This window comes from Burkholderia sp. BE12, from assembly GCF_002959955.1.
Classification (GTDB): Bacteria; Pseudomonadota; Gammaproteobacteria; order Burkholderiales; family Burkholderiaceae; genus Burkholderia.
In genome coordinates this window covers 27,897-48,194 of record NZ_PREY01000023.1, presented here as the reverse complement: position 1 = coordinate 48,194, position 20,298 = coordinate 27,897, and the positions used below count along the sequence as shown (strand labels likewise).

19 protein-coding genes and 1 tRNA gene are annotated in these 20,298 nt (G+C 65.1%); 17 read left to right on the top strand and 3 right to left on the bottom strand.

The features are described 5' to 3' along the window. The first annotated feature begins 20 nt into the window (after positions 1-20). The 6 genes from C4B30_RS23985 to C4B30_RS23955 all read left to right on the top strand — a co-directional run bounded on the left by C4B30_RS23985 (position 21) and on the right by C4B30_RS23955 (position 7,035). On the top strand, positions 21-1,784 hold the full coding sequence (locus C4B30_RS23985) for an acetolactate synthase 3 catalytic subunit (protein ID WP_027784997.1): 1,764 nt from the start codon (positions 21-23) through the stop codon (positions 1,782-1,784). A 111-nt stretch (positions 1,785-1,895) separates the two neighbouring features. After that, positions 1,896-2,387 carry an acetolactate synthase small subunit gene (ilvN, locus tag C4B30_RS23980; protein ID WP_006750445.1) on the top strand — a complete coding sequence of 164 codons (492 nt, stop codon included), beginning with the start codon at positions 1,896-1,898 and terminating at the stop codon, positions 2,385-2,387. A gap of 104 nt (positions 2,388-2,491) precedes the next feature. After that, positions 2,492-3,508, top strand: a complete 1,017-nt coding sequence (gene ilvC / locus C4B30_RS23975; RefSeq protein ID WP_027784996.1) for a ketol-acid reductoisomerase — start codon at positions 2,492-2,494, stop codon at positions 3,506-3,508. A 127-nt stretch (positions 3,509-3,635) separates the two neighbouring features. After that, entirely contained in the window at positions 3,636-4,280 is a 645-nt protein-coding gene (locus C4B30_RS23970) for a phosphatidylserine decarboxylase (RefSeq protein WP_027784995.1), read from the top strand. A 15-nt stretch (positions 4,281-4,295) separates the two neighbouring features. After that, on the top strand, positions 4,296-5,168 hold the full coding sequence (gene pssA, locus C4B30_RS23965) for a CDP-diacylglycerol--serine O-phosphatidyltransferase (protein ID WP_027784994.1): 873 nt from the start codon (positions 4,296-4,298) through the stop codon (positions 5,166-5,168). 322 nt (positions 5,169-5,490) lie between these two features. Beyond that, positions 5,491-7,035, top strand: a complete 1,545-nt coding sequence (locus C4B30_RS23955) for a 2-isopropylmalate synthase (protein WP_027784993.1) — start codon at positions 5,491-5,493, stop codon at positions 7,033-7,035. Positions 7,036-7,107: 72 nt separating this feature from the next. Here C4B30_RS23955 and C4B30_RS23950 read toward each other — a convergent pair whose 3' ends face one another. From C4B30_RS23950 to C4B30_RS23940, 3 genes are all read right to left on the bottom strand, one after another. Further along, the gene (locus tag C4B30_RS23950) at positions 7,108-8,658 is read right to left on the bottom strand and encodes a SulP family inorganic anion transporter (protein WP_027784992.1); all 1,551 of its coding nucleotides are present in this window, start codon (positions 8,656-8,658) and stop codon (positions 7,108-7,110) included. A 41-nt stretch (positions 8,659-8,699) separates the two neighbouring features. Continuing rightward, complete coding sequence (locus tag C4B30_RS23945) at positions 8,700-9,353, bottom strand: carbonic anhydrase (RefSeq protein WP_027784991.1); 654 nt, start codon at positions 9,351-9,353, stop codon at positions 8,700-8,702. Positions 9,354-9,736: 383 nt separating this feature from the next. After that, positions 9,737-10,249: a hypothetical protein gene (locus tag C4B30_RS23940; protein ID WP_027784990.1), complete on the bottom strand. Its 513-nt coding sequence runs from the start codon at positions 10,247-10,249 to the stop codon at positions 9,737-9,739. 166 nt (positions 10,250-10,415) lie between these two features. Here C4B30_RS23940 and C4B30_RS23935 point away from each other — a divergent pair, with 166 nt between their 5' ends. The 11 genes from C4B30_RS23935 to C4B30_RS23880 all read left to right on the top strand — a co-directional run bounded on the left by C4B30_RS23935 (position 10,416) and on the right by C4B30_RS23880 (position 20,140). After that, on the top strand, positions 10,416-11,675 hold the full coding sequence (locus C4B30_RS23935) for a branched-chain amino acid ABC transporter substrate-binding protein (RefSeq protein ID WP_027784989.1): 1,260 nt from the start codon (positions 10,416-10,418) through the stop codon (positions 11,673-11,675). Between the two features lie 107 nt (positions 11,676-11,782). After that, positions 11,783-12,052 (top strand): 30S ribosomal protein S15, encoded by a 270-nt coding sequence (gene rpsO / locus C4B30_RS23930; RefSeq protein ID WP_006398792.1) that lies wholly within the window; start codon positions 11,783-11,785, stop codon positions 12,050-12,052. A 290-nt stretch (positions 12,053-12,342) separates the two neighbouring features. Next, positions 12,343-14,490: a polyribonucleotide nucleotidyltransferase gene (gene pnp / locus C4B30_RS23920; protein ID WP_027784988.1), complete on the top strand. Its 2,148-nt coding sequence runs from the start codon at positions 12,343-12,345 to the stop codon at positions 14,488-14,490. 148 nt (positions 14,491-14,638) lie between these two features. Further along, positions 14,639-15,658 (top strand): NAD(P)H-quinone oxidoreductase, encoded by a 1,020-nt coding sequence (locus C4B30_RS23915; RefSeq protein WP_027784987.1) that lies wholly within the window; start codon positions 14,639-14,641, stop codon positions 15,656-15,658. Between the two features lie 140 nt (positions 15,659-15,798). After that, complete coding sequence (gene tpiA / locus C4B30_RS23910; RefSeq protein WP_027784986.1) at positions 15,799-16,554, top strand: triose-phosphate isomerase; 756 nt, start codon at positions 15,799-15,801, stop codon at positions 16,552-16,554. Positions 16,555-16,625: 71 nt separating this feature from the next. Then, a complete protein-coding gene (gene secG / locus C4B30_RS23905; protein ID WP_027784985.1) occupies positions 16,626-17,003 on the top strand; it encodes a preprotein translocase subunit SecG in 378 nt (125 codons plus the stop codon). 110 nt (positions 17,004-17,113) lie between these two features. Next, a tRNA-Leu gene (locus C4B30_RS23900) sits at positions 17,114-17,198 on the top strand. Between the two features lie 153 nt (positions 17,199-17,351). Then, complete coding sequence (locus tag C4B30_RS23895) at positions 17,352-17,711, top strand: NADH-quinone oxidoreductase subunit A (RefSeq protein ID WP_006398798.1); 360 nt, start codon at positions 17,352-17,354, stop codon at positions 17,709-17,711. Between the two features lie 62 nt (positions 17,712-17,773). After that, the gene (locus tag C4B30_RS23890) at positions 17,774-18,253 is read left to right on the top strand and encodes a NuoB/complex I 20 kDa subunit family protein (protein WP_006398799.1); all 480 of its coding nucleotides are present in this window, start codon (positions 17,774-17,776) and stop codon (positions 18,251-18,253) included. A 21-nt stretch (positions 18,254-18,274) separates the two neighbouring features. Beyond that, positions 18,275-18,877, top strand: a complete 603-nt coding sequence (locus C4B30_RS23885) for an NADH-quinone oxidoreductase subunit C (protein ID WP_006478264.1) — start codon at positions 18,275-18,277, stop codon at positions 18,875-18,877. Between the two features lie 9 nt (positions 18,878-18,886). Then, positions 18,887-20,140: an NADH-quinone oxidoreductase subunit D gene (locus tag C4B30_RS23880; protein WP_027784984.1), complete on the top strand. Its 1,254-nt coding sequence runs from the start codon at positions 18,887-18,889 to the stop codon at positions 20,138-20,140. Positions 20,141-20,298 lie beyond the last annotated feature (158 nt).

Here is a 20,298-nt window from a genome sequence, read left to right as displayed (position 1 = left end):
CGAAAATTCGAAAGGTCAAAATGAACATGCCCAGCGCGGAATTCTCCACGTCGGAACCCCTTTCCCCTCCCGATAGCGACTCCATCGGCGGTACCGTGCTCATGAAGGCACTGGCCGACGAAAACGTCGAATTCATCTGGGGCTATCCCGGCGGCTCGGTTCTCTACATCTACGACGAGCTGTACAAGCAGGACAAGATTCAGCACGTGCTGGTGCGCCATGAACAGGCGGCCGTGCACGCAGCCGATGCGTATGCGCGCTCCACCGGCAATGTCGGCGTCTGCCTCGTGACGTCGGGCCCCGGTGTCACCAACGCGGTGACCGGCATCGCAACGGCCTACATGGATTCGATCCCGATGGTCGTGATCAGCGGCCAGGTGCCGACGGCCGCGATCGGTCAGGATGCGTTCCAGGAATGCGACACCGTCGGCATCACGCGTCCGTGCGTGAAGCACAACTTCCTCGTGAAGGACGTGCGCGACCTCGCGGAAACCGTCAAGAAGGCGTTCTATATCGCCCGCACCGGCCGTCCGGGCCCGGTGCTGATCGACATCCCGAAGGACATCTCGAAGACGCCGTGCCAGTACGAGCCGATCAAGAGCGTATCGCTGCGTTCGTACAACCCCGTCACGAAGGGCCATTCGGGCCAGATCCGCAAGGCCGTGTCGCTGCTGCTGACGGCGAAGCGCCCGTACATCTACACGGGTGGCGGCATCATCCTCGCCGACGCGTCGCGTGAACTGAACCAGTTCGCGGACCTGCTCGGCTACCCGGTCACGAACACGCTGATGGGCCTCGGCGGCTATCGCGCGTCGGACAGGAAATTCCTCGGCATGCTCGGCATGCACGGCACCTACGAAGCGAACATGGCGATGCAGCACTGCGACGTGCTGATCGCGATCGGCGCCCGCTTCGACGACCGCGTGATCGGCGACCCGGCGCACTTCGCGTCGCGCCCGCGCAAGATCATTCACATCGACATCGACCCGTCGTCGATCTCGAAGCGCGTGAAGGTCGACATCCCGATCGTCGGCGACGTGAAGGAAGTGCTGAAGGAACTCATCGAACAACTGCAGACGGCCGAGCATGGCCCCGACACCGAGGCGCTCGCGCAATGGTGGAAGGACATCGAAGGCTGGCGCGCGAAGGACTGCCTGAAGTTCGACCGCGAAAGCGAGATCATCAAGCCGCAGTACGTGGTCGAGAAGGCGTGGGAGCTGACGGACGGCAATGCGTTCGTGTGCTCGGACGTTGGCCAGCACCAGATGTGGGCCGCGCAGTTCTACCGCTTCAACAAGCCGCGTCGCTGGATCAACTCCGGCGGCCTCGGCACGATGGGCTTCGGCCTGCCGGCGGCGATGGGCGTCAAGATGGCCCATCCGGACGACGACGTGCTGTGCATCACGGGCGAAGGCTCGATCCAGATGTGCATCCAGGAACTGTCGACCTGCCTGCAGTACGACACGCCCGTGAAGATCATTTCGCTGAACAACCGCTACCTCGGCATGGTCCGCCAGTGGCAGCAGATCGAATACAGCAAGCGCTATTCGCATTCGTACATGGATGCGCTGCCCGATTTCGTGAAGCTCGCCGAAGCGTACGGCCATGTCGGCATGCGGATCGAAAAGACTTCGGATGTGGAGCCGGCGCTGAAGGAAGCGCTGCGCCTGAAGGACCGCACCGTGTTTCTCGACTTCCAGACCGATCCGACCGAAAACGTCTGGCCGATGGTACAGGCCGGCAAGGGCATCACCGAGATGCTGCTCGGATCGGAAGATCTGTAACGGCGCGACGCGCGCCCGGCCCGATGCGGCCGCCTTCACGAAGGGCGGTGCGGCACGCGGCGGCGCGCGGCGCGAGTGAATCGACACGGACACATTCTGGAAGAAGCGAACATGAGACACATCATTTCCGTCCTGCTGGAGAACGAACCGGGCGCGCTGTCGCGCGTGGTCGGCCTGTTTTCCGCACGCGGCTACAACATCGAAACCTTGACGGTGGCGCCGACCGAAGACCAATCGCTGTCGCGGCTCACCATCGTTTCCATTGGCTCCGACGACGTGATCGAACAGATCACGAAGCATCTGAACCGCCTGATCGAGGTGGTGAAAGTGGTGGACCTGACCGACGGTGCACACATCGAACGCGAGCTGATGCTGATCAAGGTACGTGCAGTGGGCAAGGAGCGCGAAGAAATGAAGCGGATGTCGGACATTTTCCGCGGCCGCATCATCGACGTGACCGAAAAGACCTACACGATCGAATTGACGGGCGCGAGCGACAAGCTCGACGCATTCATCCAGGGGCTGGACGCCAGCGCGATCCTCGAGACCGTGCGTACCGGCAGCTCCGGCATCGGACGCGGCGAGCGCATCCTGAAGGTGTGATGCCGAAATTGCCAATGAGGCACGCCGGGTGCGCCGTCATGTCCCGGCCCGCAGTACTCCATCCGAACGAATTGTTGAATTTTTGAATTAGCGAAGGAACCATCATGAACGTTTTCTACGACAAAGACGCCGACCTCTCCCTCATCAAGGGCAAGCAAGTCACCATCATCGGCTACGGCTCGCAAGGCCACGCGCACGCACTGAACCTGAAGGACAGCGGCGTGAACGTGACGGTCGGCCTTCGCAAGGACGGCGCGTCGTGGAGCAAGGCCGAGAACGCCGGCCTGTCGGTCAAGGAAGTCGCGGAAGCGGTGAAGGGCGCGGACGTCGTCATGATGCTGCTGCCGGACGAGCAGATCGCCGACGTCTACGCGAAGGAAGTGCACGCGAACATCAAGCAGGGCGCGGCGCTGGCATTCGCACACGGCTTCAACGTCCACTACGGCCAGGTGATCCCGCGCGCCGACCTCGACGTGATCATGATCGCGCCGAAGGCCCCGGGCCACACCGTGCGCGGCACGTATGCACAAGGCGGCGGCGTGCCGCACCTGATCGCGGTTGCGCAGAACAAGTCGGGCGCGGCACGCGACATCGCGCTGTCGTACGCGGCGGCCAACGGCGGCGGTCGTGCCGGCATCATCGAGACGAACTTCCGTGAAGAAACCGAAACCGACCTGTTCGGCGAGCAGGCCGTGCTGTGCGGCGGTACCGTCGAGCTGATCAAGGCGGGTTTCGAGACGCTGGTCGAAGCCGGCTACGCGCCGGAAATGGCGTACTTCGAGTGCCTGCACGAACTGAAGCTGATCGTCGACCTGATCTACGAAGGCGGCATCGCGAACATGAACTACTCGATCTCGAACAACGCCGAGTACGGCGAGTACGTGACCGGCCCGCGCGTCGTCACGGAAGAGACGAAGAAGGCGATGAAGCAGTGCCTGACCGACATCCAGACGGGCGAGTACGCGAAGAGCTTCATTCTCGAGAACAAGGCAGGCGCGCCGACGCTGCAGTCGCGCCGCCGCCTGACGGCCGAGCACCAGATCGAGCAGGTTGGCGCGAAGCTGCGTGCGATGATGCCGTGGATCGCGAAGAACAAGCTCGTCGACCAGACGAAGAACTAAGCACCACGTGCTGTTCCGGCCCTTCGAACGGAGGGCCGGCATCAAAAAGCCGTCCGAAGGCAGCAGTGCCCCGGGCGGCTTTTGTTATGCTACGGGCTTTGCAATTCACCGAACACAGAACGAATCCATGAACTATCCTCATCCGATCATCGCGCGCGAAGGCTGGCCGTTCATCGCGATTGCAGCCGTCATCGCGTTGTTGATCCATGCCGTCGGGGGCTTCGGCTTCGCGTGGCCGTTCTGGCTGCTGCTCGCCTTCGTCGTCCAGTTCTTCCGCGATCCGCAGCGCCCGATCCCGGCGCAGCCGAACGCGGTGCTGTGCCCGGCGGACGGCCGCATCGTCGCGGTCGAGACCGCGCAGGATCCGTACGCGAACCGCGAAGCGCTGAAGATCAGCGTGTTCATGAATGTCTTCAACGTCCATTCGCAGCGTTCGCCGGTCGATGGCGCGATCAGCAAGGTCGAGTATTTCCCGGGCGCGTTCCTGAACGCGGCGATCGACAAGGCGTCGACCGAGAACGAGCGCAATGCGGTCGTGATCCAGACGGCGAGCGGCAAGACCGTCACCGCCGTGCAGATCGCGGGCCTCGTCGCGCGCCGGATTCTCTGCTACGTCCGTGCCGGCGAGCCGCTGTCGCGCGGCCAGCGCTACGGTTTCATCCGCTTCGGTTCGCGCGTCGACGTGTACCTGCCGCTCGGCAGCCGCGCGAAGGTGTCGATCGGCGAGAAGGTCTACGCGTCGTCGACGATCCTCGCCGAGCTCGAGCAGTAAGGGGCGGGGCGCACGATGGCCGCATTCAAACCGCGTCGGCCGCGCAACGGCTCCAGCCAGACGCCACGCCCGTTCCGCCGCAACAAGATAATGGCGCCCGATCAGGCGCCGCTCGAAAGCCGCCGCGCCGCGCGCCAGCGGTTCCTGAAGACGCGCGGCATCTACCTGCTGCCGAATGCATTCACGACCGCCGCGCTGTTCTGCGGCTTCTTCGCGGTCGTGCAGGCGATGAACGTGCGCTTCGAGATCGCGGCGATCGCGATTTTCGTCGCGATGGTGCTCGACGGGATGGACGGGCGCGTTGCGCGCATGACGCATACGCAGAGCGCGTTCGGCGAGCAGTTCGACAGCCTGTCGGACATGGTGTCGTTCGGCGTCGCGCCCGCGCTCGTGATGTACGAGTGGGTGCTGAAGGATCTCGGCCGCTGGGGCTGGCTCGCCGCGTTCGTCTACTGCTCGGGCGCCGCGCTGCGCCTCGCGCGCTTCAACACGAACATCGGCGTGGTCGACAAGCGCTTCTTCCAGGGGCTGCCGAGCCCGGCCGCCGCCGCGCTGATCGCGGGCTTCGTGTGGCTTGCCACCGACAACCGCGTGCCGATGAAGCTCGGCTGGCTGCCGTGGGTCGCGTTCGTGCTGACGATCTACGCAGGCGTGACGATGGTGTCGAACGCGCCGTTCTACAGCGGCAAGGCGCTCGACGTGCGGCACCGCGTGCCGTTCGCGGCGATCCTGCTCGTCGTCGTCGCGTTCGTGCTCGTGTCGTCCGATCCGCCGCTGATGCTGTTCTGCCTGTTCGTGCTGTACGGGCTGTCCGGCTACGTGTTCTGGGCCTACATGGCCGTGCGCGGGCGCGCGAATCCGGCGCGCTCGTCGCAGCGCGATCACTGACGCCCGCGCGCGATTTGCCCGGAAACGGCGGCCTCGCGGCCGCCGTTTTCATTTGCCCCTTTTTCGAGCCGGGCCGCGTCGATTCCGGGGTGCCGTCCGATTGCGCGGCCAGCGGAATGTCGCTATAGTCTTTGGCATGACTGCATTTCCCCGCCTCCCCCTCCTTCTAGCCGGTGCGCCGCTACGCGCGCTAGCTTTGGCGCGCCTGCCGCGCTGACCGTTCTCGCCCTCCGTCTCAAGCCTCGTCTGTTGTTGAACGTCGCCAGCGGTGGCGCGATCTCGTTACGTTTGACTTCCGTATAAAAGAGCCCTGGAGCCCCCCATGACAGACAAGCTGATCATTTTCGATACGACGTTGCGTGACGGCGAGCAATCGCCCGGCGCGTCGATGACGAAGGAAGAGAAAATCCGCATCGCGAAGCATCTCGAGCGGATGAAGGTCGACGTGATCGAGGCCGGCTTCGCCGCCAGCTCGAACGGCGACTTCGACGCGATCCACACGATCGCTGGTCTCGTGAAGGACAGCACGATCTGTTCGCTGGCGCGGGCCAACGACAAGGACATCCAGCGCGCGGCCGATGCGCTGAAGCCGGCCGAGAGCTTCCGGATCCACACGTTCATCGCGACGTCGCCGCTGCACATGGAGAAGAAGCTGCGGATGACGCCCGACCAGGTGTTCGAGCAGGCGCGCCTCGCGGTGCGTTTCGCGCGCAAGTTCACCGACAACGTCGAGTTCTCGCCGGAAGACGGCAGCCGCTCCGACCTGGATTTCCTCTGCCGCGTGCTGGAGGCCGTGATCGCCGAAGGCGCGACGACGATCAACATCGCCGACACGGTCGGCTACGGCGTGCCGGAGCTCTACGGCAACCTCGTGAAGACGCTGCGCGAGCGCATTCCGAACTCGGACAAGGCGATCTTCTCGGTGCACTGCCATAACGACCTCGGGATGGCGGTCGCGAACTCGCTCGCCGGCGTGAAGATCGGCGGCGCACGCCAGATCGAGTGCACGATCAACGGCCTCGGCGAGCGCGCGGGCAACACGTCGCTCGAGGAAATCGTGATGGCGGTGAAGACGCGCAAGGACTACTTCGGCCTCGACGTCGGTATCGATACCACGCAGATCGTGCCCACCTCGAAGCTCGTGTCGCAGATCACCGGCTTCGTCGTGCAGCCGAACAAGGCGGTGGTCGGCGCGAACGCGTTCGCGCACGCGTCGGGCATTCACCAGGACGGCGTGCTGAAGGCGCGCGACACCTACGAGATCATGCGCGCGGAAGACGTGGGCTGGACCGCGAACAAGATCGTGCTCGGCAAGCTGTCGGGCCGCAACGCGTTCAAGCAGCGCCTGCAGGAGCTCGGCGTATCGCTCGACAGCGAAGCGGAATTGAACGCCGCGTTCATGCGCTTCAAGGATCTGGCCGACCGCAAGGCGGAGATCTTCGACGAGGACATCATCGCGATCGTGTCCGAGGAGTCGGCGCTCGCGCAGGAGCAGGAGCACTTCAAGTTCGTGTCGCTGTCGCAGCGTTCGGAAACGGGCGAGCAGCCGCAGGCGAAGGTCGTGTTCGCGGTCGAAGGCAAGGAAGTGACCGGCGAGGCGCGCGGCAACGGTCCGGTCGATGCGACGTTCAATGCGATCGAGGGCGAAGTCGGCAGCGGGTCCGAGCTGCTGCTGTACTCGGTGAACGCGATCACGACCGGCACGCAGGCGCAGGGCGAAGTGACCGTCCGGCTGTCGAAGAGCGGGCGGATCGTCAACGGCGTCGGCACCGATCCGGATATCGTCGCCGCCTCCGCGAAAGCGTACATTTCCGCGCTGAACAAGCTGCATTCGAAGGACGACAAGGTCAACCCGCAGCGCTCGTAAGCGCCGCGCGTCGCGCAGCCTCGAAACGCCCCGTGCGGCCTTGCGCCGCCGGGGCGTTTTTTCATGCTTCGCTCATTCGGCGGCCGGCGCGCGGAACAGCCAGCGGCGCGAGGCCGGGCGGGGCGCCGGATTGCGCCGGCGGAACTCGACCGAGATCCCGCGCCGCGGCGCATCGGCGACGAACGCATCGAGCAGTTCGAGCACGTCGTGATCGATGTAGTCGGCGCGCGTCGCGTCGATGATCACCGCCGCCCGGTCCGGAATGTGCCGCAGGTGGTGCTTGACCTGCACCTTGCCGATGAACGACACGTCCTTGCGGAACGACAGCAGGAAGTGGTCGTCGTGCTGCGCGAGCGTGACGGGGCTCTTCAGGTTCGCGAAGGCGACGGCCAGCACGCTGCACGCGAGGCCGAGCGCGATGCCGAACAGCAGGTCGACCGTCAGCACGCCGGCGATCGTCGCGGCGAACGGCACGAACGCGGCCGGCCCCTGTTTCATCACCGAGCGGAACAGCGCCGGCTTCGCCAGCTTGAAGCCCGTGTGGATCAGGATCGCGGCCAGGCTCGCGAGCGGGATCAGGTTGATCAGCCCCGTGAGCGCGAACACGCTGGCGAGCAGCAGCACCCCGTGGACGATCGCCGACATCCGGCTTTGCGCGCCCGCGTTGACGTTCACCGAGCTGCGCACGATCACCGACGTGATCGGCAGGCCGCCGACCGCACCTGCGACGAGGTTACCGACGCCTTGGGCCTTCAGTTCGCGATCGGGCTGCACCGGTCGGCGCTTGGGGTCGATCTGCTCGACCGCTTCGAGGCTCAGCAGCGTCTCGAGGCTGGCGACGACCGCGAGCGTGATCGCGACGCGCCATACGTCGGGATTGACGAGCTGCGCGAAGTTCGGGCCGAGCTCCGCGTGCTTGAGCGATGCGGCGAATGCGGTGAACGATCCGAGTTCGGGCAGCGTGACGCGATGGGCGGCGCCCGGCGCGACCGCGGGCGCGACGAAGCCCAGCACGAGCGTCGCGCCGATCCCGAGCACGACCACCGCAAGCGGCGCCGGCACCGAGCGCACCAGCGCGAAGCGGCGCAGCGCGGGGGTGTCCCATGCCACGAGCAGCGCGAGCGAAACGAGCGCGATGGCCGTGGCGGCCCATGCGACGGGCAGGCCCGGCCAATTCGCAAACGATTGCGCGGCCGGCCCGCCAATGCTGAATGCGAACGGAATCTGCTTCACGATCAGCAGCAGCCCGATCGCGGCGAGCATGCCCTTGATGACGGGCGACGGCACGTACGCGGCGAAGCGGCCCGCGCGCAGCATGCCGAAGCCGAACTGGAGCACGCCGGACAGCAGCACCGCGAGCAGGAACGCGGAGAAGCTGCCGAGTTGCGCGATCCCTTCGACGACGATCACGACGAGGCCGGCGGCCGGCCCGCTGACGGACAGCGACGAGCCGCTCAGCAGCGCGACGACGATGCCGCCGACGATGCCGGACACGAGCCCGGCGAACGGCTCGACGCCGGACGCGTTGGCGATGCCGAGACAGAGCGGTAGCGCGACGAGGAAAACGACGATGCCGGCGACGATGTCGCGCGGCAGGGTGGACAGGCGCTCGTTCAGTTTCATGGTTGGGGGTAGTTTCGTTGGCGTGGAGGGCGGCGCGCGGGTCAACCGAGCGCGGCGGCGGTCGCGGCAGGTTCGGGCTCGGACTCGGGCTCGGCTTCGGCCGGCGACGCCGTATAGCCGGAATCGAGCTCCTTCAGGCGGCCGTCGGCGAGCGAAAAGATCCAGCCGTGCACGAGCGGCGGCCGTTCGCGGCCGCGTACGATCGGCGACGCGCGCAGCAGCCGTACCTGTTCGAGCACGTTCAGCTCGGCGAGGCGGTCGGCGGCGGCCAGGTCGTCGAGCCCGTCGAGCGTGTCGCGATGGCGCCGCGCGAGCGCGCAGAGCGGCGCGATGCGGCGCGCGACGTGCGGCAGGTCGGCGGGCGGCGGCAGCAGCGACGCACGGACCCCGCCGCACCCGTAGTGCCCGCACACGATCACGTGGTCGACCTTCAGCACCCGCACCGCGTACTCGAGCACGCTGGCGGAATTGTCGTCGTCGGGATGGAACAGGTTCGCGATGTTGCGATGGACGAACAGCTCGCCGGGCGCGCAGTGCGTGATGGTTTCGGCCGGCACGCGGCTGTCGGCGCAGCCGATCCACAGTACGCGCGGGTTCTGGCCGCGCGCGAGCGCGTCGAAGAAGCCGGGCGTGTGTTCGCGCGTCTCGCGGGCCCAGGCAATGTTGGCGACCAGCATGCTCTTGGGGCGGTTCATGAGGACTCCTTTGTGATAAAGGCAAATAAATATCGAACGAAATGGCGTAATCGCATGCTTTCTAAATTGAAAGGTTTGATTTGGACTGATATTAGGGGTATGCCCTAGCACTCAGGGTGGGTTGAAACAAATTGTTTCAAATTGATTGCCGGTAGTGCATTGCATGCACCAATGCGACGCGTGACATGCACTGTCCATGCCTGTTTACGCGCAACGGCCCGCATGACGGGACGTTCAGCGTATTGCCATCGCAATGTCATCGTTCGGAAAAGTTTTCCGTCTTATTCTTTGAATTAAATAAGGCGACGGAAAAAATGAAATGGCCATTCACGCAATAATTCGTGAATGGCCATTGCGACAATTGCGCGTAAATGCGCAATCGGTCAGAACAGGTTGCGGCGATCGGGATCGTGCAGCGGGTCCGGCGTTTTCTGCGTGGTGCGCAGGATGCCCTGCGGATCGAAGTAGAAGCTGTACATCATGTACCAGACGTTGTCCTCGAGATACCGGTACGTCCATACCTCGCGCTTCATCAGCGGAAAGTAGGAGGTCTCGACCGGGCGTCCGAAATTGACGAGGACGTCGGTCTTCGTCCACTTGCCGATCTCCGCGCGATAGAACTCGCTCGGCTGCAGCACCTGGCGCACGTTGACGATCCGGTGGGCTGCATCGACGTCGGCCGCGACCGTGATTTCGCCCATCGGCTGGGTCGGCCACATCAGGCGTTTGCCGCCGCCGGGCAGGTCGTAGATCTCGCGCGGCGGCCCCATGCGCGCGACGATCGCCGACTCGTCCTGGCCGGCCTGGTATTGCTGCCACGGTTGCGCGCAACCGGCCAGCAGCGCGGCGGCGCAGGCGGCGAGCACCGGCAGGCGCGCGGGAATGCGAATGCGCATCGGATTCTCCAGAGCACGGAAACAAGTCCCGTTTTATCACGGACGGCGCATGATCGCGCATCGCGCGGAAAAAATCGGTGCGGATCGCGCGCTGCCGTGCTTGCAGGCGGTTGCCGCGGCGGCCTATGATCCGCGCTTCTCGGGCGGATTGAAGGGCAGGTGGCCGATGCAGGGATGGAAGCGATGCGCGCTCGCGTGGAGCGCGGGGTGGATGCTGGTGTCGTCCGCATTTGCCGGCGGCGAGCCGGTGCGGATCGCACTGATCGAAGGGATGTCGGGCCCGTTCGCGAATGCGGGCGCGGCGGTGGAGCGCAATCTGCGCTTCGGCGTCGAGCAGGTCAACGCGGCGGGCGGCGTGAAGCTGCGCGACGGCGCGCACCCGCTCGAACTCGTCGTGCTCGACAGCAAGGGCAGCCCGGAGGAGGCGCTCGTGCAGTTGCGCGCGGCCGCCGACCGCCATATCGGCTTCGTCGCGCAGGGCAACAGCTCGGCCGTCGCGGCCGCGCTCGTCGCCGCGCTCGACAAGCTGAACGCGCGCGATCCGGACAACCGGATGCTGTTCCTGAACTATTCGGCCGACGATCCGGCGCTGACCGGCGCGCGCTGCAGTTTCTGGCATTTCCGCTTCGACGCGCATGCCGGCATGCGGATGGCCGCGCTCGCGGACGTGATGGCGCGCGATCGCGCGCTGCGCAAGGTCTATCTGTTGAACCAGGACTACAGCTTCGGCCACGACGTCAGCGCTCTTGCGCGGCAGGCGCTGGCCGCGCGGCGCCCGGACGTGACGATCGCCGGCGACGAATTCCACCCGATCGGCCGGATCAAGGATTTCTCGCCGTATATCGCGAAGATCCGCGCGAGCGGCGCGGACGCCGTCGTGACCGGCAACTGGGGCAACGACCTCACGCTGCTCGTGAAGGCGGCGCGCGAACAGGGGCTCGATGCGAAGTTCTATACGTTCTACGGCAACAGCCTCGGCGCGCCGGCGGCCCTGGGCGACGCGGGCGTCGGTCATGTCCTGGCCGTCGCGGACTGGCACCCGAACGCGGGCGGCGCCAAATCCGACGCGTTCTACCGCGCGTTCCGGGCCCGTTTTCCGGCCGTGCAGGACGACTATCCGGTGCGGCGGATGAGCCAGATGATCGAAATGCTGGCCGCCACGATGACCCGCGCGGGTTCGGCCGACCCGGTCGCGGTCGCGCGTGCGCTCGAGGGTCTGTCGTTCGACGACGGCTTCCACGCGTCGCGGATGCGCGCGCAGGATCACCAGCTGATCCAACCCCTTTACGTAATGGAAATGGACAAGGTCGGCACGCCGGGCGTGCGCTTCGACAACGAAGGGTCGGGCTACGGCTTCCGGACGGTGCTCGCGGTGCCGGCGCCGCGTACGGAAATGCCGTCGACGTGCTCGATGACGCGCCCGTGACAGGAGACGGTAAGAACGGCATCGAGTTGTGCTACAATGCGCGCCGGTTGTAAGTCACGGCACGGCCATTCTTCCGTGTCCGCCTGTTCAGTTAGAAAGGAAATCACATGTCTGTTGCAGATATCAAGAAGTCGGAAGTCGTTGCTCAGTTCGCCCGCGGTACCAACGACACGGGCTCGCCCGAAGTCCAGGTCGCACTGCTGACCGCACGTATCGTCGAACTGACGGGTCACTTCAAGACCCACGCGAAGGATCACCACAGCCGCCGCGGTCTGCTGCGCATGGTGAGCCGCCGCCGCAAGCTGCTCGACTACCTCAAGGGCAAGGATGCCGACCGTTACCGCGCACTGATCGAGAAGCTGGGTCTGCGTAAGTAATCGAGGCGATTGCCGCCAGCAAGATGCCTGTGTCAGTCCGCTGATACAGGCATTTTGTTTTTGCGCGGTGCGTAGCGTCACACGCATCGCAGGCTGTCCGGCACGTTCGTGCGGGGCCGCCGCCACGACCGATACCGGGGCGGGATTTGTGTCATTCCAGCGCGTCGCTGCATGAGCGCCGCGCTGGAATGGCATAAAAAACACACCTTGCTCCGGGTGATTCGGTCGGGACGCCGCCGCGCGGGATCGCCGGCGCGGCGAATGAAATGCATGAATACAAAGGAGCAACCATGTCCATGTTCAACAAGGTCGTGAAGGAATTCCAGTGGGGCCAGCACAAGGTGCGCCTCGAAACCGGTGAAGTCGCTCGCCAGGCAAGCGGCGCCGTGATCGTCGACGTCGAAGACACCGTCGTGCTGGCAACCGTCGTCGGCGCGAAGTCGGCGAAGCCGGGCCAGGATTTCTTCCCGCTGACCGTCGACTACCTCGAGAAGACCTACTCGGCCGGCAAGATCCCGGGTGGCTTCTTCCGCCGCGAAGGCCGTCCGTCGGAGCACGAGACGCTGACGTCGCGCCTGATCGACCGTCCGCTGCGCCCGCTGTTCCCGGAAGGCTTCTACAACGAAGTGCAGGTCGTGATCCACGTACTGTCCGTGAACCCGGAAATCCCGGCGGACATCCCCGCGCTGATCGGTGCATCGGCTGCGCTCGCCGTGTCGGGCCTGCCGTTCAACGGCCCGGTCGGTGCCGCGCGCGTGGCGTACATCGACAACGCGTACGTGCTGAACCCGACGCGTGACCAGCTCAAGGCGTCGAGCCTCGACCTCGTCGTCGCGGGTACGGAGCGCGCCGTGCTGATGGTCGAGTCGGAAGCCGATCAACTGACGGAAGACGTGATGCTGGGCGCCGTGGTGTTCGGCCACGAGCAGATGCAGGTCGCGATCGACGCGATCCACGAGCTGGTCCGCGACGGCGGCAAGCCCGAGTGGGACTGGCAGCCGGCGCCGAAGAACGAGGCGCTGATCGCACGCGTGACCGAGCTGGCGCAGAACGATCTGCTCGCCGCTTACCAACTGCGCGACAAGCAGGCGCGTTCGGCGAAGCTGAAGGAAGTCTACGCGGCGACGTCGGCGAAGCTCGAGGCAGACGCGCTGGCGGCCGGTACGGTCGCGGCCGACAAGGCCACGGTCGGCAACGTGCTGTTCGACATCGAAGCGAAGATCGTCCGTTCGCAGATCCTGAACGGCGAGCCGCGTATCGACGGCCGCGACACGCGCACCGTGCGCCCGATCGAGATCCGCACCGGCGTGCTGCCGCGCACTCACGGCTCGGCGCTGTTCACGCGCGGCGAGACGCAGGCGCTGGTCGTCGCGACGCTCGGCACGAAGGGTGACGAGCAGATCATCGACGCGCTCGAAGGCGAATACCGCGAGCGCTTCATGCTCCACTACAACATGCCCCCGTTCGCGACCGGCGAAACGGGCCGCGTCGGCTCGCCGAAGCGCCGCGAAGTCGGTCACGGCCGCCTCGCGAAGCGCGCGCTGGTCAAGTGCCTGCCGAGCGCCGACGAATTCGGCTACTCGATCCGCGTCGTGTCGGAAATCACCGAATCGAACGGTTCGTCGTCGATGGCATCGGTGTGCGGCGGCTGCCTCGCCCTGATGGACGCCGGCGTGCCGATGAAGGCGCACGTCGCGGGTATCGCGATGGGCCTGATCCTCGAAGGCAACAAGTTCGCGGTGCTGACCGACATCCTCGGCGACGAGGATCACCTCGGCGACATGGACTTCAAGGTGGCCGGCACGGAGCAAGGCGTGACGGCGCTGCAGATGGACATCAAGATCCAGGGCATCACGAAGGAAATCATGCAGGTCGCGCTCGCGCAGGCGAAGGAAGGCCGCATGCACATCCTCGGCAAGATGACGTCGGCGGTGTCGGGTGCGAACACGCAACTGTCGGAATTCGCGCCGCGCATGATCACGGTCAAGATCAACCCGGAAAAGATCCGCGACGTGATCGGCAAGGGCGGTTCGGTGATCCGCGCGCTGACGGAAGAAACGGGCACGACCATCGACATTTCGGACGACGGCGTCGTGACGATCGCGAGCACGAACAGCGAAGGCATGGCCGAAGCGAAGAAGCGCATCGAGCAGATCACCGCTGAAATCGAAGTCGGCCAGGTGTACGAAGGCACGGTGCTCAAGCTGCTCGATTTCGGCGCGATCGTGAACCTGCTGCCGGGCAAGGACGGCCTGCTGCACATCTCGGAAATCGTCAACGAGCGCGTGAAGGACATCAACGACTACCTGAAGGAAGGCCAGCAGGTGAAGGTCAAGGTGATCCAGACGGACGAGAAGGGTCGCGTGCGTCTGTCGGCCAAGGCGCTGCTGAACGAAGCAGCGGCGGCAGCGCAGTCGGATACGCCGCCGCAGCAGTAAGCGGACGGGCGGACCAACGGCCGGCAGTGCGAAAGCGTGCCGGCCGTTTTTTCTGTAGCATCGTTGTGCGGCGCAGCAGCGCCGGCGAGGCGCCCGCGCCGTGCGCACGGGCGTGCCATCCGATTCCGATCCTGGAGCGACTCTCACCATGAAAGCCATCGAAATCACCGAATTCGGCGCCCCCGACGTGCTGAAGCTCGCGGAGCGTCCGCGCCCCGAACCGAAGCGCGGCGAGGTGCTGATCAAGGTGGCGGCTTCCGGCGTGAACCGGCCCGACGTGTTCCAGCGAAAGGGCGCCTATGCGCCGCCGCCGGGTGCGTCGGATCTGCCGGGCCTCGAGGTCGCGGGCGAGATCGTCGGCGGCGATTTGTCAGACTCGGCGCTGAACCCGTTCGGCCTGAAGCTCGGCGATCGCGTATGCGCGCTGCTCGCGGGCGGCGGCTATGCCGAATATGCGGTCGCGCCGCTGCCGCAGTGCCTGCCGGTGCCCGACGGCCTCACCGATATCGAGGCTGCATCGTTGCCCGAAACGTTCTTCACCGTGTGGAGCAACGTGTTCGACCGTGCGCAGCTCGGCGCGGGCGAGGGCGGCGAGCAGGAGACGCTGCTCGTGCAGGGCGGCTCGAGCGGCATCGGCGTGACGGCGATCCAGATCGCGCATGCGCTCGGCTTTCGCGTGTTCGCGACGGCCGGCACCGCCGACAAGTGCCGTGCGTGCGAGGCGCTCGGCGCCGAGCGCGCGATCGACTACAAGACCGAAGACTTCGTCGAAGTCGTGAAGTCGCTGACGCACGATCGCGGTGTCGACGTGATCCTCGACATGGTGGCGGGCTCGTACGTGCCGCGCGAGCTGTCCGCGCTCGCGGACGGCGGCCGTCTCGTGCTGATCGCGCTGCTCGGCGGCGCGAAGGCCGAGGTCAACCTGAACGAGATCCTGCGCCGCCGGCTGACGGTGACGGGCTCGACGCTGCGCCCGCGCCCGGTCGAGTTCAAGGCGCGCATCGCCGCGCAGTTGAAGGCACGCGTGTGGCCGCTGCTGGCCGACGCTCGCATCAAGCCCGTGATCTATCGTGTGCTGCCGGCCGGCGAGGCCGCGCAGGCGCATGCGCTGATGGAGAGCGGCGAGCACATCGGCAAGATCGTGCTGGATTGGGGCGCGAACGCGTGACGGCCCGCGCGGCGGGCTTGACATACGCGGTTTGACCGGTTCAAGCCGCGCGCAGTAAAATCGCGGGTTTGCTTCGCCAGATCCAACCTGACGGCCGGGTTCCGGCACGTTAATGACAAGATAGTGACGAGACGGACACGATGTCGAAACAACGAACAAAGCGAGTGATCGGCAACTGGAAGATGCACGGCCGGCTGGCCGGCAACCAGGTGCTGCTGAACGAAGTGGTGCAGGGTGCGGGCGCGGTGGCGGCTGAAATGTCGATCGGCGTGTGCGTGCCGTTTCCGTATCTCGCGCAGGTTCAGGCGCAGCTCGGCGGCGGCCGCGTCGCGTTCGGCGCGCAGGACGTGTCCGCGCACGAGCAAGGTGCGTTCACCGGTGAGGTGGCGGCTGCGATGGTGGCGGAGTTCGGCGCGCAGTATGTGATCGTCGGCCATTCGGAGCGTCGCGCGTATCACGGCGAAAGCAACGAGACGGTCGCCGCGAAGACGCAACGCGCGCTTGCCGCGGGCCTCACGCCGGTCGTGTGCGTCGGCGAGACGCTCGACGAGCGCGAGTCGGGGGCGACCGAGCGGGTCGTCGGTGCGCAGCTCGATGCGGTGCTGGTCGCGCTGACGGCTGACGAAGCCGCCCGCATCGTCGTCGCGTACGAGCCGGTCTGGGCGATCGGCACGGGCAAGAGCGCGACGTCGGCGCAGGCACAGGACGTGCACGCGTTCCTGCGTGCGCGTCTCGCGGCGAAGGGTGCGGCGGACGTGTCCGTGCTGTACGGCGGCAGCGTGAAGCCGGACAACGCGGAAGAGCTGTTCGCGCAGCCGGACATCGACGGCGGCCTGATCGGCGGCGCGTCGCTGAAGGCGGAAGATTTCCTGGCGATCTGCCGGGCCGCGCGTTGAGCGGTCCGAGATCGAATTGAACCATGACGGCGGCCGGTCGGTCCGGTCGCCCGACCAATCGGGTGGGTGTGATGCTGTTATTCAAGACGCTGATTATTGTCGTGCAGGTGCTGTCCGCACTTGGTGTGATTGGGCTCGTGCTGCTGCAGCATGGCAAGGGCGCCGACATGGGCGCCGCATTCGGCAGCGGCGCGTCGGGTAGCCTGTTCGGGGCGACGGGCTCGGCGAACTTCCTGTCGCGCACGACGGGCATTCTCGCGACGATCTTCTTCATCGCGACGCTCGCGCTGACGTACCTCGGTTCGTACAAGTCGACGCCATCGGCAGGCGTGCTCGGCGCGGCAGTGACCGCACCGGCGTCAGCCCCCGCGGCATCGACGCCGGCCGTCGCGGCGTCCGCTGCCGCCGGTTCGGCCGCAAGCGCGCCGGGCCAGGATGTCCCGAAATAAAAAGTTAATTTTTTTGCGGTTGTGCGTTGAACAAATCCAGAACTCGGGTTAGAATTTAATTCTTGAAGCGATTCGCGGGAACAAGCAGCACAACCCGAGTTGCATGCAGTGCCGACGTGGTGAAATTGGTAGACACGCTATCTTGAGGGGGTAGTGGCGAAAGCTGTGCGAGTTCGAGTCTCGCCGTCGGCACCAAAGTTACTCAATGCCAGCCGCTTCTAGTGGCTGGCATTTTTCATTTGTGGGGTGTGCTTGCGGTTGTCTTGCGATCGCCTGTACTCCGAAATGATTCCTTCCTCCGGAAGTGGTATTCTCCGGACGCTCAGAACCAACCGATAGAGGATTGCCTTGAACCTCGCAGCCTATTACCCCGTCTTGTTGTTCCTCCTCGTGGGCACTGGTTTAGGTATAGCGCTGGTCAGCATCGGCAAGCTCCTTGGTCCCAACAAGCCGGACGTCGAGAAGAACGCACCGTACGAGTGCGGCTTCGAAGCCTTTGAAGACGCCCGGATGAAATTCGACGTTCGGTATTACCTCGTCGCCATCCTGTTCATCATCTTCGATCTCGAAACCGCATTCCTGTTTCCGTGGGGCGTCGCGCTCCGGGACATCGGCTGGCCGGGTTTCATCGCAATGATGATTTTTCTGCTCGAATTCCTGCTGGGCTTTGCCTATATCTGGAAGAAAGGCGGCCTCGACTGGGAGTGATGGGTTAATCGCCGGTTTGCATGGGCGGCCACGCTCGGTCGCTCCTCTGGAGTGGAAAGCAAATGAGTATCGAAGGGGTCTTGAAGGAAGGGTTTGTCACCACGACGGCTGACAAGCTGATCAACTGGACGCGTACCGGCTCGCTGTGGCCGATGACGTTCGGGCTCGCGTGTTGCGCCGTCGAGATGATGCATGCGGGCGCGGCCCGTTACGATCTGGATCGGTTCGGCGTCGTGTTTCGTCCGAGCCCGCGTCAATCGGACGTGATGATCGTCGCCGGCACGCTGTGCAACAAGATGGCGCCCGCGCTGCGCCGCGTGTACGACCAGATGGCCGAGCCGCGCTGGGTGATCTCGATGGGGTCGTGCGCCAACGGCGGTGGTTACTACCACTACTCGTACTCGGTGGTCCGCGGCTGCGACCGGATCGTGCCGGTCGACGTCTACGTGCCGGGCTGTCCGCCTACGGCCGAGGCGCTGGTCTACGGCGTGATCCAGCTTCAGGCGAAGATCCGCCGCACCAATACCATCGCCCGTCAATAAAGCCCCGAGCGTCCCCTCAATATGGCAAGCAAAATCGAGACCCTCAAGGCAAACCTGGAAGCCGCGCTCGGCGCGCGCGTGGTGAGCCTCACCGAAGCGATCGGTGAACTGACGCTCGTCGTGAAGGCGAGCGATTACCTCGAAGTCGCAAAGACGCTGCGCGACGATCCGAAGCTCCGTTTCGAGCAACTGATCGACCTCTGCGGCGTCGACTACCAGACCTTCGGCGACGGTGCCTACGACGGCCCGCGCTTCGCGGCCGTGTCGCACCTGCTGTCGGTCACGAACAACTGGCGCCTGCGCCTGCGCGCGTTCGCACCGGACGACGATCTGCCGATCGTGGCGTCGCTGGTCGACATCTGGACCTCGGCGAACTGGTACGAGCGAGAAGCGTTCGACCTGTACGGCATCGTGTTCGAAGGCCACCCCGACCTGCGCCGCATCCTCACCGACTACGGCTTCATCGGTCACCCGTTCCGCAAGGACTTCCCGGTGTCGGGCTACGTCGAAATGCGTTACGACCCGGAAGAGAAGCGGGTCGTGTACCAGCCGGTGACGATCGAGCCGCGCGAAATCACGCCGCGCGTGATCCGCGAGGATCGCTATGGCGGTCTGAAACATTAAGGGGGCGTCATGGCAGAAATCAAGAACTACACGCTCAACTTCGGCCCGCAGCACCCGGCAGCGCACGGCGTGCTGCGCCTCGTGCTCGAGCTCGACGGCGAAGTCATCCAGCGTGCCGATCCGCACATCGGCCTGCTGCACCGTGCGACGGAAAAGCTCGCGGAATCCAAGACCTTCATCCAGTCCGTGCCGTACATGGACCGTCTCGACTACGTGTCGATGATGGTCAACGAGCACGGCTACGTGCTCGCGATCGAAAAGCTGCTCGGCATCGACGTGCCGGAGCGCGCGCAGTACATCCGCGTGCTGTTCGACGAAATCACGCGCGTGCTGAACCACCTGATGTGGATCGGCGCGCATGCGCTCGACGTCGGCGCGATGGCCGTGTTCCTGTACGCGTTCCGCGAACGCGAAGATCTGATGGACGTGTACGAAGCGGTGTCCGGCGCCCGGATGCACGCGGCGTACTATCGTCCGGGCGGCGTCTATCGCGATCTGCCTGACGTCATGCCGCAATACAAGGCGTCGAAGATTCGCAACGAGAAGGCGCTCGCGAGGATGAACGAAGCGCGCAGCGGCTCGGTGCTCGACTTCATCGACGATTTCTTCACGCGCTTCCCGAAGTGCGTCGACGAATATGAAACGCTGCTGACCGACAACCGGATCTGGAAACAGCGTCTGGTCGGGATCGGCGTGGTGAGCCCCGAACGTGCGCTGCAGATGGGCCTGACGGGCCCGATGCTGCGCGGCTCGGGCATCGCGTGGGACCTGCGCAAGAAGCAGCCCTACGAAGTGTACGATCGGATGGATTTCGACGTGCCGGTCGGCGTGAACGGCGATTGCTACGACCGCTATCTGGTGCGCGTCGAGGAAATGCGCCAGTCGATCCGCATCGCGAAACAGTGTATTGAGTGGCTCCGCAAGAATCCGGGCCCGGTGATGACGGACAATCACAAGGTTGCCCCGCCGTCGCGCGTCGGCATGAAGACCAACATGGAAGACTTGATTCACCACTTCAAGCTCTTCACTGAAGGTTTCCACGTGCCGGAAGGCGAAGCGTACGCGGCGGTCGAGCATCCGAAGGGTGAGTTCGGTATCTACCTCGTGTCCGATGGCGCCAACAAGCCGTATCGCCTCAAGATTCGCGCGCCGGGTTTCGCGCACCTGGCGTCGCTCGACGAAATGGCGCGCGGTCACATGATCGCCGACGCCGTCACGATCATCGGTACGCAGGACATCGTGTTCGGCGAAATCGATCGCTAATGGTTGCGCCGCCCGCGAGCGCGGGCGGCGAGCAGTCAGTCGCACGCGAAGTCACATGCGGTATGCGCCGAATCGGCGCGGCTTCGCAAGCTGTCAACAGAGTGAGCGCCAGGTCTGCCGTCCATGCACCCCGATGTGCGGCAGGTTGTTCGTTCGGT

Bases quoted from the DNA above. Each gene is read 5' to 3' on its own strand.
- C4B30_RS23955 (WP_027784993.1), top strand. From the start codon at position 5,491: ATGACAGACAAGCTGATCATTTTCGATACGACGTTGCGTGACGGCGAG.
- C4B30_RS23985 (WP_027784997.1), top strand. From the start codon at position 21: ATGAACATGCCCAGCGCGGAATTCTCCACGTCGGAACCCCTTTCCCCT.
- C4B30_RS23915 (WP_027784987.1), top strand. From the start codon at position 14,639: ATGAAAGCCATCGAAATCACCGAATTCGGCGCCCCCGACGTGCTGAAG.
- ilvC (WP_027784996.1), top strand. From the start codon at position 2,492: ATGAACGTTTTCTACGACAAAGACGCCGACCTCTCCCTCATCAAGGGC.
- C4B30_RS23950 (WP_027784992.1), bottom strand. From the start codon at position 8,658: ATGAAACTGAACGAGCGCCTGTCCACCCTGCCGCGCGACATCGTCGCC.
- C4B30_RS23880 (WP_027784984.1), top strand. From the start codon at position 18,887: ATGGCAGAAATCAAGAACTACACGCTCAACTTCGGCCCGCAGCACCCG.
- C4B30_RS23935 (WP_027784989.1), top strand. From the start codon at position 10,416: ATGCAGGGATGGAAGCGATGCGCGCTCGCGTGGAGCGCGGGGTGGATG.
- pnp (WP_027784988.1), top strand. From the start codon at position 12,343: ATGTCCATGTTCAACAAGGTCGTGAAGGAATTCCAGTGGGGCCAGCAC.
- tpiA (WP_027784986.1), top strand. From the start codon at position 15,799: ATGTCGAAACAACGAACAAAGCGAGTGATCGGCAACTGGAAGATGCAC.
- C4B30_RS23945 (WP_027784991.1), bottom strand. From the start codon at position 9,353: ATGAACCGCCCCAAGAGCATGCTGGTCGCCAACATTGCCTGGGCCCGC.
- rpsO (WP_006398792.1), top strand. From the start codon at position 11,783: ATGTCTGTTGCAGATATCAAGAAGTCGGAAGTCGTTGCTCAGTTCGCC.
- secG (WP_027784985.1), top strand. From the start codon at position 16,626: ATGCTGTTATTCAAGACGCTGATTATTGTCGTGCAGGTGCTGTCCGCA.
- C4B30_RS23970 (WP_027784995.1), top strand. From the start codon at position 3,636: ATGAACTATCCTCATCCGATCATCGCGCGCGAAGGCTGGCCGTTCATC.
- C4B30_RS23890 (WP_006398799.1), top strand. From the start codon at position 17,774: ATGAGTATCGAAGGGGTCTTGAAGGAAGGGTTTGTCACCACGACGGCT.
- ilvN (WP_006750445.1), top strand. From the start codon at position 1,896: ATGAGACACATCATTTCCGTCCTGCTGGAGAACGAACCGGGCGCGCTG.
- C4B30_RS23940 (WP_027784990.1), bottom strand. From the start codon at position 10,249: ATGCGCATTCGCATTCCCGCGCGCCTGCCGGTGCTCGCCGCCTGCGCC.
- pssA (WP_027784994.1), top strand. From the start codon at position 4,296: ATGGCCGCATTCAAACCGCGTCGGCCGCGCAACGGCTCCAGCCAGACG.
- C4B30_RS23885 (WP_006478264.1), top strand. From the start codon at position 18,275: ATGGCAAGCAAAATCGAGACCCTCAAGGCAAACCTGGAAGCCGCGCTC.